This is a genomic window from Arthrobacter sp. 10T44 (assembly GCF_056393885.1).
The window spans coordinates 71,013-87,263 of record NZ_JBFTGT010000001.1 but is presented as its reverse complement, the minus strand read 5'-3'; the positions used below and the strand labels follow the sequence as shown (position 1 = coordinate 87,263).

General features: G+C 69.2%; 10 protein-coding genes and 1 pseudogene. 6 read left to right on the top strand and 5 right to left on the bottom strand.

The window, feature by feature from the left end:
* Positions 1-32: 32 nt before the first annotated feature.
* Positions 33-508 (bottom strand): annotated as a pseudogene (locus AC1DBL_RS00395) (Rv3235 family protein).
* Positions 509-561: 53 nt separating this feature from the next.
* Positions 562-1,398: a LysM peptidoglycan-binding domain-containing protein gene (locus tag AC1DBL_RS00390; RefSeq protein ID WP_476925255.1), complete on the bottom strand. Its 837-nt coding sequence runs from the start codon at positions 1,396-1,398 to the stop codon at positions 562-564.
* Between the two features lie 197 nt (positions 1,399-1,595).
* Between AC1DBL_RS00390 and AC1DBL_RS00385 the strand changes: the two genes are divergently transcribed.
* Positions 1,596-2,168, top strand: coding sequence for a hypothetical protein (locus AC1DBL_RS00385; RefSeq protein WP_476908556.1), 573 nt, complete (start codon positions 1,596-1,598; stop codon positions 2,166-2,168).
* A 7-nt stretch (positions 2,169-2,175) separates the two neighbouring features.
* On the opposite strand, the gene AC1DBL_RS00380 is transcribed toward AC1DBL_RS00385, so the two are convergent.
* The gene (locus tag AC1DBL_RS00380; protein WP_175321842.1) at positions 2,176-2,391 is read right to left on the bottom strand and encodes a helix-turn-helix domain-containing protein; all 216 of its coding nucleotides are present in this window, start codon (positions 2,389-2,391) and stop codon (positions 2,176-2,178) included.
* 153 nt (positions 2,392-2,544) lie between these two features.
* Here AC1DBL_RS00380 and AC1DBL_RS00375 point away from each other — a divergent pair, with 153 nt between their 5' ends.
* Genes AC1DBL_RS00375 through AC1DBL_RS00360 form a run of 4 tightly spaced genes read left to right on the top strand, consistent with a single transcriptional unit; the run spans position 2,545 to position 10,969 of the window.
* Complete coding sequence (locus AC1DBL_RS00375) at positions 2,545-3,186, top strand: CpaB family protein (RefSeq protein WP_476925254.1); 642 nt, start codon at positions 2,545-2,547, stop codon at positions 3,184-3,186.
* Positions 3,186-4,544 (top strand): CpaE/TadZ family protein, encoded by a 1,359-nt coding sequence (locus AC1DBL_RS00370; protein ID WP_476925253.1) that lies wholly within the window; start codon positions 3,186-3,188, stop codon positions 4,542-4,544. The genes AC1DBL_RS00375 and AC1DBL_RS00370 overlap by 1 nt, the downstream gene beginning before the upstream one ends.
* Before the next feature lie 58 nt (positions 4,545-4,602).
* Positions 4,603-9,465 (top strand): NAD-glutamate dehydrogenase, encoded by a 4,863-nt coding sequence (locus AC1DBL_RS00365; RefSeq protein ID WP_476892247.1) that lies wholly within the window; start codon positions 4,603-4,605, stop codon positions 9,463-9,465.
* A gap of 34 nt (positions 9,466-9,499) precedes the next feature.
* Positions 9,500-10,969: a sensor histidine kinase gene (locus AC1DBL_RS00360; RefSeq protein WP_441417267.1), complete on the top strand. Its 1,470-nt coding sequence runs from the start codon at positions 9,500-9,502 to the stop codon at positions 10,967-10,969.
* A gap of 102 nt (positions 10,970-11,071) precedes the next feature.
* Here the strand turns inward: AC1DBL_RS00360 and AC1DBL_RS00355 are convergent, their stop codons facing one another.
* A complete protein-coding gene (locus AC1DBL_RS00355; protein ID WP_003804966.1) occupies positions 11,072-11,320 on the bottom strand; it encodes a WhiB family transcriptional regulator in 249 nt (82 codons plus the stop codon).
* Between the two features lie 239 nt (positions 11,321-11,559).
* On the opposite strand from AC1DBL_RS00355, the gene AC1DBL_RS00350 reads away from it, so the two are divergent.
* Positions 11,560-12,042, top strand: coding sequence for a hypothetical protein (locus tag AC1DBL_RS00350; protein ID WP_476892248.1), 483 nt, complete (start codon positions 11,560-11,562; stop codon positions 12,040-12,042).
* A 26-nt stretch (positions 12,043-12,068) separates the two neighbouring features.
* On the opposite strand, the gene AC1DBL_RS00345 is transcribed toward AC1DBL_RS00350, so the two are convergent.
* Entirely contained in the window at positions 12,069-16,097 is a 4,029-nt protein-coding gene (locus tag AC1DBL_RS00345) for an FtsK/SpoIIIE domain-containing protein (protein WP_476892249.1), read from the bottom strand.
* Positions 16,098-16,251: the final 154 nt, after the last annotated feature.

Here is a 16,251-nt window from a genome sequence, read left to right as displayed (position 1 = left end):
GACCTCCTTTCCCTGGGTCCTGGCGCGGATCCTCAGCCGATCTCCAGAACGGTGACCCGCCAGACCAGCCTGCTGCGCTCCAACCGCAGGGCGACGGCGCGGACGCGCAGTTCGTCGGACACGACGGCGCTGGCCTCATAGACGTCCTCGGACACCCGGCAGGCGCGGACCGAGCGGACGGACGGATTCCGGTGCAGCCGGCCCGCCGTCGGCGAGGTGCCCAAGCCACGCGGCGGGTCAGCGCGGCCCGGTGCTGCAGCGCCGCCAGGCAGCGCTCGTCGAGCCGGCGGGCCAGCTGCTGTGCGGGGCGGGTACCGGCAAGGACCTCGATGGCGGCCTGCACGGTCGAGCGGCAAATCGCACACACCTCGCGGTCCTGGTCCACCAACCGCAGGACCGGTGCCGTACCGGCTGGCACAGGCGGGCGGGGAGCATTCAGCGGGACGGGGCGGGGACCCGGCGGCGCCACCGGGAGGGGGACAGCGGTGCCTGCGCGGATACCGGTCATGGGACTCATGGGACTTCCTTTGCTGTCGTGGAGGGATTGCGGGTTGGCTTGGTTTAGCGTGCGGGCGGCATCCGAAGGACCTGACCGGGAAGCAGCAGCCCGGGGTCGCTGCCGATGACATCGCGGTTGGCCTGGTAGAGCCGCGGCCACGCCAGGGCGATGTCGACGTCTGACGCCAGCGGTCCGAGGTCCGCCGCGCAGATGCTCCACAACGAGTCTCCGGCCCGGACGGTGACCGCCGCCGTGCCCGCCGGCTCCGGGGCGCGCCGCGGGGAGGGCGCCAAGGACCGGGGATCCACCGGCGGCGGCGCCGGCATCCAGTGAGGATCCAGGCCGAGGCTCCGGGGCTTAGCGGAGGGGACAGGAGGCTCAGGCTCCGGCGCAGGAGAACGGGCCGGAGGGGGAGCGGCGGATCCGGACGCGAAAGCGGCCAGCTCGGCCCCGCTGGGGATCCATGCGGCAGAAACGGCGGGAGGGGCGGTCGTCTCCGGGCCGGCCGGGGCAGGGTTTGCGTGGGCCAGCGGGGCGGTGGCGAGTTGGAGCCCGAGGGCGGCCAGCGCCAGCCGGCGCATGAAGGCGGGACTGAACTTCCCCGCCGCTTCGGCGGAACAGCGGCTGCCCCCGCGTTCGAGGAGCGCCGCCACGAAGGCGATCAGGAAGGTCAACGCCCACCAGACGACGACGATCAGCCCGGCGGTGTTGGCGGCAACCCCGATCTGGTCCTCGAAGGAGGGGGATTGACGCCTCGCCGCCGATGAATGCAGGCGCTGGGCGAGCCGGGCTCCCGAGCCGGCGAGGAAGGCCCCAAGCAGTAGGATGACGAGGGCCATGGCCGCGTCCGCGCCCAGCCCGCGCCGGCGGCCCGCGCCGGAAAAATTTCTTGGGTCCACAACCGCCTCCTCTGCGGGCCGAGCCGCTGTCCTGCCCGCTTGGCCGGTTCGCTGAATGCGTCCGGGAGGGCTTCTGTTGCTGTTTGATGTGATTTGATGCTCTTGGAGTGAGTTTGATGCCCAAAGAAGCTGTTTGTCTAGAGGGTGCGCAAAGAATGTGGATTGACCGCCGTTGGGGGTGCGCCTACGCTGGCGCCATGCGTTGGGACGCCCTGTTTGCAGACCTGGAGGCGCAACTGGCTGCCGGCGAACGCCTGGACCTGGACGTCGAAATTGGCGAGCGGGCGCGGGTGGATGCGGCCGCCGTCGAGCTGGCGGACCGGTTGCGGGGCTCGCTGGGCCTGCGGATCGGCGTCCACCTTGGCTCCGGAACTTTGTACGAGGGCACGCTCAGCCACGTGGGCAGCCAGTGGCTGGTGCTCGACGAGGAGCGGCACCAGGTCCTGATTCCCTACGCGTCGGCGGTGCGCTACGCCGGCCTCTCCCGGCTGGCGGTGGTCGCAGGCAACGGTGCCCGGCACCGGCTCGGGCTGGCCAGTGCCCTGCGGGGACTGGCACGGGACCGCGCCAACCTCGCCGTGGTCGTGTCTCGAGGGGCGGCAGGCGAGTCCGTCCTGCACGGCGTCATCGACAGGGTCGGCCGCGACTTCCTTGACCTCGCGATCACCCCTGTGGGGGAGGAGCGTCGGCCTGCGAATGTCAGCGGCGTGGCCACGGTTCCCTTTGGCGCCCTCGCAGGGATCAGGTCGGTCCGGGGCGCCGACAGCTAGGCGCGGCTCAGTGGCCCTTGGCCTTGGCCTCCTCGATCATGCGGCTTGCCTCCGCGTAGCGCTCCTGAATGTACTGCTCGAGCATGGTTTCCTCGACCCGCCACTGGCCCCGTCCGCCCACCTGGATGGCCTTGAGCTGGCCGCTGCGAACCAGCGCGTAGGCGGCGGGGGAGTTGATCTGGAGCTGCTCGGCAACATCTGCGAGCGTCAGGAATCGGGGCATGGCACCATTTTGCCACCGGTGCTGGCGTTTGGGGGCGTTATCCACAATTTGCTGCTGTTTGCTTAGGTGTCTTCCCGCAGGGCCGCCAATTCGTGAGAATAGGGGTGTCCGGCGCCCGCGGCCCGGGCTGCGACTACAGGGGGAGCAGGACGCATGAGTGTGAGCACGGTAGCCGGCGGCGCCCGGTTAAAACGGCCCTCGTGGAAGGACCCGCGGCTCCTCGTGGGCATCCTGCTGGTGCTGGCCTCCGTAGTCGGCGTTGTGTCACTCGTGGCGGCAGCGGACCAGACCACCGAGGCCTACGCCGCCAGCGAGCCGATTGCGGTCGGGGAGAAGGTCTCTCCGGACAAGCTGCACCGCGTCAAGGTCCGGCTGGGCGACATCGAGCCGCAGTACCTCACTCCGGAGTCCGGCATGGACGGCGGCCTGGTCGCCGTCCAGCGCATCGGCAAGGACCAGCTCCTGCCGCGCGAAAGCTTCGGCAGGCTGGACGCCCTGGACCGCAAGCCGGTCGCCATCTCCGTTGAAGAGGCGCTGCCGCCGCAGGCGGTGGCGGGCTCCCGCGTGGATGTCTGGGTGGCGCTGCCGGATACCCGCAACGGTTTCAGCGAGCCGACGCTGCTGCTGCCGGGGGCCGAGATTGCGCAGCTCACCCCGGGAAGCACCGCCCTGGGCTCACAGCGGTCCACTGTGGTGATGGTCCTCGTGTCGGACGGGCAGATGCCCAAACTGCTGGGGGCACAGGCCAACAAGGCAAAGATCTCCGTGGTCTGGAATCCTGGAGGCGCGCCCTGATGGGCATTCCGGTGGTGACGGTGGGCCGGACCCGGGACGACCTGGTCGGCGGGCTGGAGCGGCTCCATGGCCCGGTGTCCGTCGTCCGGCGCTGCAGTGAGCTCGCCGAACTGCTGGCCGCCTGCCAGACCGGCCTGGCGCGGGCCGCCGTCGTCGCCGAGGGGACCGGCGAGCTTACCGCCTCGCTGGTCGACCGCCTGTCCGCCGTGGGAGTCGCCGTGGTGGCGCTGACCGACAGCCCGGAGGAATCGGCCAGGCTTCGGGGGATCGGCGTTACCCCGGAGGTTTCCGGAGTGGGAGCAGCCGCGCTCGCCGCCCTGATCGCGGGCGCGGTGGCGGAACTTGCCGGTGCGCGGCCCGGTCCGCCGGCAAGCGGCTTGGCCGACCCTTCCGCGGCCCTTCACACGCAGGCGGGCCCGGACCGCACTCTGGACGGCGGGGCCGGGGCGGAGCGGGCTGGCCCCGGGCCCGGCGCCGGGGAAGCGGGAACTGCAACGGGAACGGGGAGAATTATCGTCGTCTGGGGTCCCGCCGGATCGCCCGGTCGGACGCTGACGGCCGCCAATATGGCCGGCGAACTGGCAGCGGAGGGAAAGTCCGTCCTGCTGGTCGACGCCGACAGCTATGGCGCCAGCGTCGCGGCGGTGTTGGGGCTGCTGGACGAAGCGGCCGGACTTGCGCAGGCCTGCCGGCTGGCCGACCAGGGCCTGCTCGACGGCGAAGCGTTGCGCCAAATCGCCGTCCCGGTATCCACCCGCGCCGGAACGTTCCGGGTGCTGACCGGCATTACCCGAGCCGACCGCTGGACCGAACTTCGGGCGGCGGCACTCGCGCTGGTCTACGAGCGGGCCCGGGAGATCGCCGAGGTCACGGTGATCGACGCCGGCTTCTGCCTGGAGGCCGACGAGGAACTCAGCTTTGACTCGATGGCGCCGCGCCGGAACGCGGCCACCCTGCGAAGCCTCGAAATGGCCGACACCGTCTATGCCATCGGCGCCGCCGACCCGGTCGGAGTGCCACGGCTGGTGCGCGGACTGGCCGAGCTGGACGCCGCCGTCCCGCAGGCGCGTCCCCGCGTGGTCCTGAACAAGGTGCGCGCCTCCGCCGTCGGCCGTTCCCCGGAACGCCAGCTTCGTGAGGCTTGGGCGCGCTACGGCCCGACCGTACCGCTGGAAGCCTTCCTCCCCGCGGACCCGGCGGCCTGTGACGCCGCCCTGCTGGCTGGCTCGTTGCTGCTCGAGAGCGCACCGGATTCCACCCTCCGCCGGGCCATCCGGAGCTTGGTTTGTGCACCTGCCCAGCAAAATCTTAAATCCTCTGTCCTTTCTTCCACAGCAAAGCCCCGGCTAAAAGACTAGGCTCGCCATGAGGGCTGCAACGGTGCGGCCGTGAACTTTTTGATGGAGGCGTTTGTCGATGTCGTCTGGGTCCAGCGTGGAGGATCAACCCGTTTCGATCGGTGCCAGCGAAGGGTACTTCGGGGACTACTACGAACATCTCGCCGAGGAGGATGCCCGCGCCTACGGCGATGACGTCCTGACCTCACGGTCACAAACGCACCTGCAGGTGGCCGCAACCCGGCAGCCCGGTGTGGCGAACATTTCGATCTCCGACGAGGCTGAGTCCAGCGTCGTCTACATCGTCACCGACGACATGCCATTCCTCGTGGACTCCGTCAACACCGAGCTGGTCCGGCAGAAGTCCCCGATCCACCTCGTAATCCACCCGCTTTTCGTCGTCACCCGCAACCGCGAGACCGGCCGGCTGGTCAAGGTGGCCCGGGTCCCCTCGCACCTGGGCATCTCCAGCGGCGACACAGCGGCGATGCCCAACCTGTCCCACCTGATCGCCCAGGGGGACAACGCCTCGCACATGGAGTCCTGGATCGCCGTCGAAATCGAACGGGTCGACGACGCCAAGCGGGAGCAGCTGATCGAGGGCCTTTCGCGGGTGCTCGGCGACGTCCGTGCGGCGGTCGAAGACTGGCCGAAGATGCGCAACAAGGCGCACGAGATTTCCGACGACCTCGACAAGGTGGCGCAGGCTGCGCAGATCGCCGAACTGCGCCAGGCCCAGGAACTGCTCCGTTGGCTGGACGACGGCAACTTCACCTTCCTCGGCTACCGCGAATACGACCTGAAGAATGAATCCGGCGAGGATGTGCTGGAACTGCGGGAGGACAGCGGGCTCGGCCTATTGCGCAACGGCGCCGACACCCGCCACCAGATCCAGCACCTGACCGAAACGGGCCGGAAGAAGGCGCGCGAGAAGAGGGCACTGGTAATCACCAAGGCCAACTCCCGCTCCACCGTTCACCGCTCGGCGTACCTCGACTACATCGGCGTGAAGAGCTTTGACGCCGCCGGCAACGTCAACGGCGAACGGCGTTTCATCGGCCTGTTTGCCACGACCGCCTACGCCGGTTCCGTCCGGGATATCCCGGTCGTCCGTGAAAAGGTCGACGCCGTGCTGCGCGACGCCGGCTTCCCGCCGGACTCCCACTCGGGCAAGGACCTGCTCGGCATCCTTGAGACCTATCCGCGCGATGAGCTCTTCCAGATCGAAATCCCGGACCTCGCAGCCATCACCACCGGCATCCAGCGCCTGCAGGAACGCCGCCGGACCCGGCTGTTCCTGCGCCCGGACATCTACGGCCGGTTCATGTCTGCCCTCGTCTACCTGCCCCGGGACCGGTACACCACCAACGTCCGGCTGCGCATCGAGAAGGAACTGCGGGAGACGTTCGACGCCGTGTCGATCGACTATGAGGCGCGGATGACCGAATCCGCCCTGGCCCGGTTGTTCTTCCGGATCCGGCTGCCCAAGGATGCGGACGTCAGCCACGTCAACAGCGACGAACTGGAAAAGCGCCTGGTCCGCGCCGCCCGGTCCTGGAGCGAAGGCATCACCGAGGTCCTGCGCGCCAGGGCCGGCGCCGACGGCGAGAACGGAGCCAAGGAACTCGCCGCCGTCTGGGCCGAGGCGTTCCCGGCCAGCTACCGCGTCGACTACGAAGTCGAGGACGCGCTCGAGGACATCGCCCGCTTCGAGAAGTACGGCGCCGCCGAGCGCACCGGCGAGCCGGGCGGGGAGCGGCCGGGCGTGCACGTGTACCTTCCGCACGGTGCCGGCGCCACCCTCGAGGAGGACGCCCGCGTCAAGCTGTACATGCTCGAGCCCAAGAGCCTGAGCCAGATCCTGCCTTACTTCCACAACCTCGGCCTTGAGGTCCTGGACGAACGCCCCTTTGAGATCGAAACGGCCGACCACCGCGACTTCTTCCTCTACGACCTTGGCCTGAAATACCCGGCCGGGGTGGACCCGGAGCGCACCGGAGCCTTGCTGGGCGAGTCCTTCGGCGCGGCAGTGTCCGGCGTGGTGGAATCGGACAGTTTCGACCGCCTGGTGCTGCGCGAAGGCATGCACTGGCGCCAGGTCATCGTGCTGCGCGCCTACGCCAAGTACATGCGGCAGATGGGCAACACCAACTCCTTCGAATTCATGGCCGACACGCTGCTGGCCAACCCGGACGTGGCCCGGGGCCTGAACGCGCTCTTCGCCGCGCGCTTCGACCCCGCGCTGCCCGACGGCGAACGCGAACAGCGCCAGGACCAGGTCCGCGCCGGGCTCGACACGGCCATCGAGCAGGTGGCCACGCTCGACGCCGACCGGGTGCTGCGCACCTTCAAGAACCTGATCCAGGCCACGCTCCGGACCAACTTCTACCAGAACAAGACGCACGTCAGCTTCAAGCTGGACCCCTCCGGCATTGACGGCCTGCCGTTCCCGCGGCCGATGTTCGAGATCTGGGTCTACTCGCCCCGGGTCGAAGGCGTGCACCTGCGCTTCGGCAAGGTGGCGCGCGGCGGACTCCGCTGGTCGGACCGCCGGGAAGACTTCCGCACCGAAATCCTGGGCCTGGTGAAGGCACAAACCGTCAAGAACGCCGTGATCGTTCCGACCGGCGCGAAGGGCGGCTTCTACGCCAAGCAGCTTCCGGACCCCGCGGCGGACCGCAGCGCCTGGATGGCTGAGGGCATCGAAAGCTACAAGACCTTCATCCGCGGGCTGCTGGACCTGACCGACAACCTGGTCACCACCCCGGAGGGCGAGAGGCTGGTGCCCCCGGCCGACGTCGTGCGGCACGACGGCGACGATTCCTACCTCGTGGTCGCGGCCGACAAGGGCACCGCCTCGTTCTCCGACATCGCCAACAGCCTTTCCGCCGAATACGGCTTCTGGCTCGGCGACGCCTTCGCTTCCGGCGGCTCCGTCGGCTACGACCACAAGGCCATGGGCATCACCGCCCGCGGCGCCTGGGAATCGGTCAAGCGGCACTTCAGCGAGCTGGACCTGGACACGCAGGCAGAGCCGTTCACGGTCGTCGGCGTCGGCGACATGTCCGGCGACGTTTTCGGCAACGGCATGTTGCTCTCGCGGCACATCCGGCTGCTCGCCGCGTTCGACCACCGGCACATCTTCCTGGACCCGAACCCGGACGAGGCAGCCTCCTTTACGGAGCGGCAGCGGCTCTTCGATCTGCCCCGCTCCTCCTGGGACGACTATGACAAGTCCCTGATCAGCGAAGGCGGCGGCGTGTTCGCCCGCCAGGCTAAGTCGATTCCCGTCTCCGAGCAGGTCCGGGCCGCGCTGGGGCTGCCGGAAGGCACCACCCGGCTCAGCCCGCCGGAACTGCTCCGGGCGATCCTGCTGGCCCCGGCCGACCTGCTCTACAACGGCGGCATCGGGACCTACGTCAAGGCGAGCACCGAGACCAACGCCGAGGTCGGCGACAAGGCCAATGACGCCATCCGCGTCGATGGCCGCGAACTGCGGGTGAAGGTGGTCGGTGAAGGCGGCAACCTGGGCATGACCCAGCGCGGCCGGATCGAGGCCGCACTGCAGGGCGTCATCCTCAACACGGACGCCATCGACAACTCGGCCGGCGTGGACTGCTCGGACCACGAGGTCAATATCAAGATCTTCGTGGACCGTATGGTGGCCGCCGGCAAGCTGGATCCGGCCGAACGTGCGGAGTTCCTCGCCTCGATGACCGACGAAGTCGGCCGCCTGGTGCTCGAGGACAACATCGACCAGAACATCCTGCTGCTCAACGACCGCATGCGGGTCGCCGAGTGGAGCCCCAGCTACGAGCGGCTGATGGACTGGCTGGAGAAATCGGCCGACCTCAAGCGTGAACTCGAGGCGCTGCCGACCACCGAGACGCTGCGTGAGCGGCTCGAACAGGGCCAGGGACTGACCTCCCCGGAACTCTCCGTGCTGGCCGCCTACGCCAAGATCGAACTCGCGACGGCGCTGCGCGACAGCGACCTCGCGGAGGATCCGTGGTTCCGCGAGACGCTCCGCGCCTACTTCCCGAAGCAGCTGCGGGAACGGTTCGACGCCGAACTTGATACCCACCCGCTGCGCCGGGAAATCATCGCGACCGTCGTCGCGAACGACATGATCAACCTGGGCGGCATCACGTTCGCGTTCCGCGCCATGGAGGAGACCTCAGCCACCCAGTCGGCCATCGCCAAGGCGTTCGTCGCACTCCGCGAGGTCTACGAGCTGGACATCATGGTGGCCGAACTCAACGAGCTGCCGGCGTCGTTCCCGACCGAGCACTGGAGCACCGTCCACCTGGACATCCGCCGGCTCCTGGACCGTGCCGTCCGCTGGGTGCTGAGCCAGGGCAACGCCGCGCGGCCGATCGCGGAGATTGTGGCGGAGTTCAAGCCGCTGATGGATCCGATGCGGGCCCGGCTGCTGGACTACCTGCGCGGCGATGACCGGGAGCGGGTGTCGCAGTGGCTCGAAAAGGCCCGCAGCTGGGAGCTTCCCGAGGACCTGGCGCACCGCTGGGCGGAGCTGTTCGAAAGCTTCGTGCTGCTGGACATCGCCAAGATTGTGCACGTCAGCCCGGAGCCGGTGGAGAACATCGCGCACGTCTACTACACGGTCTTCAACCGGTTCCACGCCGATTCGCTGCTCGAGCGCATCACCAAGCTGCCGAGGAAGGACCGCTGGCAGGCCCTGGCCCGTGCGGCCCTCCGCGACGACCTCTACTCGACCGTCTCGGATATGACGACGGCGGTCCTGGAGGCGACGTCGGCGGATATGCCGGCGGAAGAGCGGCTGGTGGCCTGGGAAAGCCAGAATGTGGAGCAGCTTGGGCGGGCGAAGAGCATGTTCGACGAGGTGAACGCCCTCGAGGCCGATGACATGGCCTCGCTCTCGGTAGCATTGAGGCTCTTGAGGTCAATCGTCCGACGCTAGGGTCTGCCGGCCCCGCGTCGCAAATGGAGGTGCTGTGGCAATCTTTACGGACCCTATCAGGGAGCATGCTGATTTCGGGCCGGGGGATGCCGAGTGGCTGCATCTGCTCGTGGGGGACTGGCAGATGGTCGCCGACCTTGCCTTCGCCGACCTCGCCTTGTGGTTCCCGCACCCCGAACTTGGCTACGTGGCGCTGGCCCACGTGCGCCCCTCCACCACGCATACGGTGTTCCACGCCGACTTCGTGGGGGAGGGGATCCGTTCGGACCTGAAACGGCTTGTGGACAAAGCCTGGGAAAGCCGCACCATCGAACGCTCCAACGAGACCAACTGGAGCAGCGACATGGCAATGCGGGTCGAGGCCGTGCCGATGGTCCGCAACGGCCGGACGCTCGCGATCGTGACCTCGCACATGGACCTCTCCAGCTCCCGGATGCCGTCGCGGCTGGAACTGACCTACCGGCAGTGCGCCTACGACCTGCTGCGGATGGGCACCCTGGGACTCTGGCCGGATTTTGCCTCGCCCACCGGATCGCGACGGGGCGCCCCCCGCGTCGGCGACGGCCTAATCCGGCTCGACGCCGAGGGGATCGTGCAGTACGCGAGCCCCAACGGCGTCTCCGCCTTCCGCCGGCTCGGCGACGGCGAATCGTTGGAGGGCCGGTCACTGGCCGAAGTCACGGCAGGGCTGCTGCGGGACCGCCGCATGGTCGACGAGACCCTGCCTCTGGTGGTGACTGGGCGAATGCCGTGGCGCAGCGAGATCGAGTCCCGCGGCGTCAGCCTTTCGCTCCGGGCCATCCCGCTGCGGGACGAACAGCAGCGCTTCGGGGCGCTGGTGCTCTGCCGCGATGTCTCGGAGCTGCGCCGGCGGGAAATGGAACTCGTCACGAAGGACGCCACCATCCGCGAGATCCACCACCGGGTCAAGAACAACCTGCAGACCGTGGCGGCGCTGCTGCGCATGCAGTCGCGCCGGATGGTCAGCGACGAGGCCAAACAGGGACTCGAACAGGCGATGCGGCGGGTCGCGACCATCGCCCTGGTCCACGAAACGCTTTCGCAGGGCCTGACCCAGAGCGTCGACTTCGATGAGCTGATCGGGCGCCAGTTCCGCCTGTCAGCCGAGGTTGCCTCGCCCTCGCAGCAAGTGAAGACCCAGCGTTCCGGGCTGTTCGGGGAGCTGCCGAGCGACTTCGCAACGCCGCTGGCCCTCGTCATCAACGAACTCGTGACCAACGCCGTCGAGCACGGGCTCGAGGGCAGGGCCGGGACGGTCTGGCTGATCGCCGACCGCTCCGAGAGCGAGGACGGTGACGAACTGCTCACCGTGACGGTGGCGGACGACGGCGTCGGGCTGCCGGCCGGCTCCTACACCGAAGGCCTGGGGCTGCAGATTGTGCGCACCCTCGTGACGAGCGAGCTCGGCGGCAGCATCCAATGGAAGCCGCGGGAGGGCGGCGGAACCGCAGTGCAGGTGGTCTTGAGCCTCGCCACACGCTAAGGGCGGCCACGACGCGGCGTTAGACGCGGCGCTTAAACAAGCAGTGGCCTCGGACCAGTCGGTCCGAGGCCACTGCTGATTGGGTCGCCCGAAGGCTGAAAATCAGGAGGCGCGGCGGGCGCGGGCCGCGCGGCGCTTCAGGGCGCGGCGTTCGTCTTCGCTCATGCCGCCCCAGACGCCCGCGTCCTGGCCCGATTCGAGGGCCCACTGGAGGCAAGTGTCCACAACGGGGCAGCGCCGGCAGACGCTTTTTGCTTCCTCGATCTGCAGGAGTGCGGGGCCGGTGTTTCCGACGGGGAAGAACAGCTCCGGGTCCTTGTCAAGGCACGCTGCGCGGTTACGCCAATCCATGCTGATCAGTAACTCCATTCCTGGGAATTCGTTAAATGCCTCTTGTGAAATTATTCACTAGAGGCTTCATAAGAAAGGGGCCCTGTGGGCCCCCTCGGTCATCTGGATTAAGCGTGTCATGTTAACGCTGTGTAAACAAGGGGTATTTGCCGAACAAATGCCGCCAAATCGTGAGCGATGCGTCACATTGCCTGGCGGAACCCCCAATTCTGTTTGACTATGTCCGGTAGGGTGCCAGTGTGTCAAGACCCCCAGTGAACCCCGCAGATCCCGCTGACCCGCAGCCCGGCGGTCCAGAGGCAGGCGGCCCGGTGCCGGCTCCCGCCGCCAGACCTGCCGGAATCACCGTCGTATCGGTCGTCACAGCCCTGGAGGCCGCGGCGCTGCTGGTGGCCGCAGGCTGGTACGGATTCCAGCTGCTGACCGGTGCACCCGTCCTGTCCTTCTGGGGCGCGGTCTTCACCCTCGGTCTGCTGCTGGCGTTCTCGGCATGGCTTTTTGCCGTGAGCCATTTCCTCTTCCGCGGGTACCGCTGGCCCAGGGCCGGAGCGCTGGTGGCCCAGCTGTTCATGCTCACCATCGGCTTCCCGACCCTCACCGGCGGTTACCCCCTGGCCGGACTCGCCATGCTGCTGCCGGCGGCCCTGGCCATCGTGCTGCTGTTCGACAAGCGGGTCATTGCGTTCGCGTCCCGGCCGGGCGGTTCAAGCCGGGCCCTGTAGGCGCGCGGGACAGACGCAAGTCCGGCCTACGGCGGTTCCGCGACCGCCAGCTGCACGGCCGAGGTCCGGCCATTCACCACGACAAGGGCGCGGCCGGGCGGCGGGCTGGGCTCCGGTTCGAACCGGACACCGAGAAGGTCGCCGTCCATCAGTTTCCGGGGACCGATCAGGATCCCGCTGCCCTGGCCGCGGGCCTGGAGCGTTAGCGGCACGCGCTGCTGGATCGCGGGACTGTAGCCCGCGGTCAGCACGACCGTCCAGCCCAAGGAGTTGAGCTCCGACAGCCGCAGGTTGGCGTCCAGGCCCAGGAGATCCGCGTCATCAACCACCACGATGGCCGCGTGGTCGAGCTGTCCGGTGCGCGCCCGCTCCAGGACGGCGGACCACTGCCTGGCCGGATCGCTTCCCACCGCGGGCGGCAGCCAGTCCGCGAAGGGATTGAGATCCGGCAACGCCCGGACAAGGGACGTTTTCCCCGAAGCCGGTCCGCCGAGGACGGCAAGAACGCTGGCCGGTGGCAGCGGAACACCGACCGGTTCGAGTTCGTCCCCGCCCACCCCGATCCAGAGCCGGACGCCTTTTGCCGGGGGTGCCTGCTGCGGAGACTCCGGGCCGATTCGGGCCCGGACCTCGGCGACGGTCACTCTTGCCGGAAGCGGCTCGACGCGGAACGGCCGGGCCGTGGGGCTCTCGCTTAGAGGCACGGTGGTGCGCGGCCTGGATGTTGCATCCGCCGGCCCGTAGAGCTGGGCTGCGTGCGGGGAGGTTTCGGCGAAGGGACCGGCGACGGCCACCCTGCCGGGGATCGACGGAATATCCGGCAGTCGCGGCCAGCCGTGCCGGGTTTCCTCTGTCGACCCGGCGGGGAAGAAGATGCGGTTGGGAAGCGCAGCGAAGAACCGCGCGGCCACGAGTTCGCGCTCGCCGGATACGACGGCCGCAACGCCCGCCGCGGGGCCGTCGCGGATGATGTCGTGGACGATGTCCTCGGCCCAGGCCAGAGGGCCGGCCCGGAATGCTGATACCCACGACCCCCAGTTGTTCAGTACAAGAACCAGCGCCGGGGTGTCCGCTGTTCGGGGAGCGGCCAGCCTGCTGCGGATCTCCTCGGCCAGCCGTTCGAGTACCCGGACAGCCCGACGCAGCTCGTGGGCGCCTGTCCATGCGCCGACTCTGGGCGAGGCGGCTGCACCGCGGAGGGAGCCATCCGCATCGAGGATATACAGGTGCGATTCGGCCGCGCTGTCCAACAGCCGGTCCACTGTGAGACTCAGGGCACCTGCCAGCCCGGCCGGCGTCCCGCCCCGGGCGCCGCCGACGAGGACCAGATGGCCATGGCCGAGCGGACACCAGCGGAGCTCACGAAGTCGCTGCTCTTCCGGCACATCAAGCATCCCCAGCAGCAGCCCGCGCGCGGGCCCCGCGGCGGCGGGGCCGGCCGCGTGGCGGGGAAGCGGCAGCGATCCCGCCAGCGGCTCCGCTATCGGGCGCCGGGGGAGCGCGCCGCCGTCCTCCGCCCACAGCCGTGATGTCAGGCGCACCAGGCGAGAAACGTCCTGCTGCGGGTTGGGAGCAACGGCCCGATCCGTGCGGGGCTGGAGGCCAGCGGGTCTCCGCTGCAGCAGGGTCGCGGCTTCCGTGACCGTCACGACGGTGCCCGCAGGGGGCGAGGGGGCCGCCAGGGCGGCGGTCTGGAATTCCTCGGGTCTCCCGCTTCCGCGCACGAGGTAGGCGCGCCCCGGACACCCCAGCGGAATGGCGGCGGCGAGCCGCGAGTTCATGACGTCGGAAGACTCGAGCTCCGACTGGACCCTCAGGACGATGCTGCTTGTGACGTTGGCTCGGATGTCCGCGTTGAGCGCCCCCTGCGGCCGCTGCGTGGCCATTACGAGGTGGATCCCCAAAGAGCGCCCGATGGCTGCGATCCGCATGAGCTCCCTTAGCGCGGCGGGCGCCTCCTCCACCAGCATCCGGAATTCGTCGATCACCAGGACCAGATGGGGCAGCGCCGGCAGGGCTGGCGCCTGGGCGGTATCGAGGGCGTGTGCCTGGTAGGCGGTGAGTTCAGGCACGCCGCCCGCGGCCAGCAACTCCTCCCGGTGGCGGACCTCGGCGCGGAGCGAGGCGAGAGTGCGCTCCACTTCGTGGCTCGACAAATCGGTCAGCATGCCGACGCAATGCGGCAGCCCGGTCAACGGCCCTAGCCCGGAGCCGCCCTTGAAATCGACAAACAGCAGGTTAACCAGGTCCGGCGGGTAGCTGGCCGCCAGCCCGGCCACCAGAGTCCTCAGGAACTCAGATTTTCCGGAGCCCGTGGTTCCCGCCACGAGCAGGTGGGGGCCGTCCGCCTGCAGGTCCACGTGGAGCGGCCCGGATGCCGCGCGGCCAACAGGAACGGACAGCCCCCGCATCAGCGACCGGCCCACGGATTCCCAACGCTGTTTCACATCCGCGGCCGAGAGCGGCAGGAAGTCGGCCAGGCGGCAATCGTCCGGGATCTGCCCAGTTTCGCTGTCTGTGGCGGTTTCATGCTGGCTCCGGTTCCGGCAGAAGCGGTCAAAGACGTCTTCCGGAACAAGGTCGGGGGCAAAGGCGGTTTTCGCGGTGCCAGAGAAGAGAAAGGCTCGGCGCTCGCCGAGCACGACTGACTGGCGGCCGGCACCGGTCTGCTCAGCAGCGGAACAGCAGAGTACTTGCCAGCCGTTCGGAGTTGCCGCAGCGCAGAGCGCCGAGGCGCCTCCGGTGTCCGCGACAATGATCAGCACGCCGCGGTCACAGCCTGGGCCGGGGCCGGCGGCAAGGTGCGCGGCGGTCATTGAATCACTGGCGGACAGGGAAACCCGCGCCAGGAAGCGGGCCGCCAGGGGCAGGGACGCCGCCGGGCCATGCAGCAGCACCCGGGTTCGGCCTGCCCGGGGGTAGCTCGCAAGCTGCATGACCAGGAAGCGGATCAGCCCCGCGAGGGAGTCTGCCGGGCCCCGGAGTTCGGTCGGGGCCGAGGGGTCCAGGCACACGGGGACGGGGCCCACGGGCGGGGCGCTGAACCCGGGATCGTCCGGGTCTAACCGGATTCTCGCCCTCCCCGGGGCCAGCCCGAGCCGCAGCCACACGGGCCCGGGTTCAACCTCCGCTGCACCGCTGGACTCCGGCGGCCCGGCGTCGGTGACCAGAGCGGCGGCAGACGGCGCGGCCCGGCGTCGTCGATCGCGGTCCGCGTCCGCCGCGGTCGCTACGGCCGCCTTCAGCTCACGGCGCCGTCTTCGGCCGGACAGCGCCGGTACCAGCACGGCCACTCCCGAAACCGCGGAAAATGCCAGGAACATCCACATGCCAGTGGCGACGGCCAGTGCGGCGCCCACGGCCAAGGGCAGGACCGCGGTGAGGAGAAGCACGGCGCGGTTGGCCGGGGAGCCCGGATTGGGGATCCGCAGTGCTTCCGTCGTGTCAGTGCCGGCCTCGGCACTTCCGGCCCCGGCACCTCCGGCCCCGTCGCCGCACCGCCCGGCGCGGAACACCAGGCCCAGGGTGGACTGGCCGCAGCCGATGACGGAGTCGCTCGTGACCCGGCCGCTCTTCACCGGACGGCCGTCAACGGTGGTTCCGTTGGCGCTGCCCAGATCGACCAGGGTGACCGCGGAATCGGTAACCTCCAGCCGGGCGTGTTCGCGGGACAGTTCGGGATCGGGAAGCACGAGTTCCGTGCCGGCGCGGCCCAAGAGGTAGCGGCCCCGGCGCAGCTGAAGTACCGTCCCGGCGCCTGGTCCGCTGAGCACAGCCAGCAGCAAGGCCGCGCCGGAGACGGAACCGCCGTCGGAGGCCGGACCGGCACCGGCGCCGTCGATCAGGACGGCGCCGTTGACCAGCGGGGCGCTGCCGGCGGTCAGGGCGTCGAGAGGAGAGCCGGCCACCGTCAGCCGGACCGTGCCGTACTTCCGGGCCACCGCTGACTCCAGTTCCGCGCCGGGGCAGCCCGCCGGCAGTTCGATGGACAATTCCACGGGCATCCCCGGCTGTGCCGCGACGGGTCCACGGACCAGGGTGCACTGCAGCAACACCGGGGGCCTCCTTCCTGCGGTCAGGCGCTGGGACGCGCGCTAAACCCACGCTAGGGAAGGGCCCCGGGCCGGCAGGCCATCGAATCCGGCCATGTGGAAAAGGAGCCGATGTGGAAAAGACCCGCCGGGGGCAACCAGGTGCGGCTCGGGACCG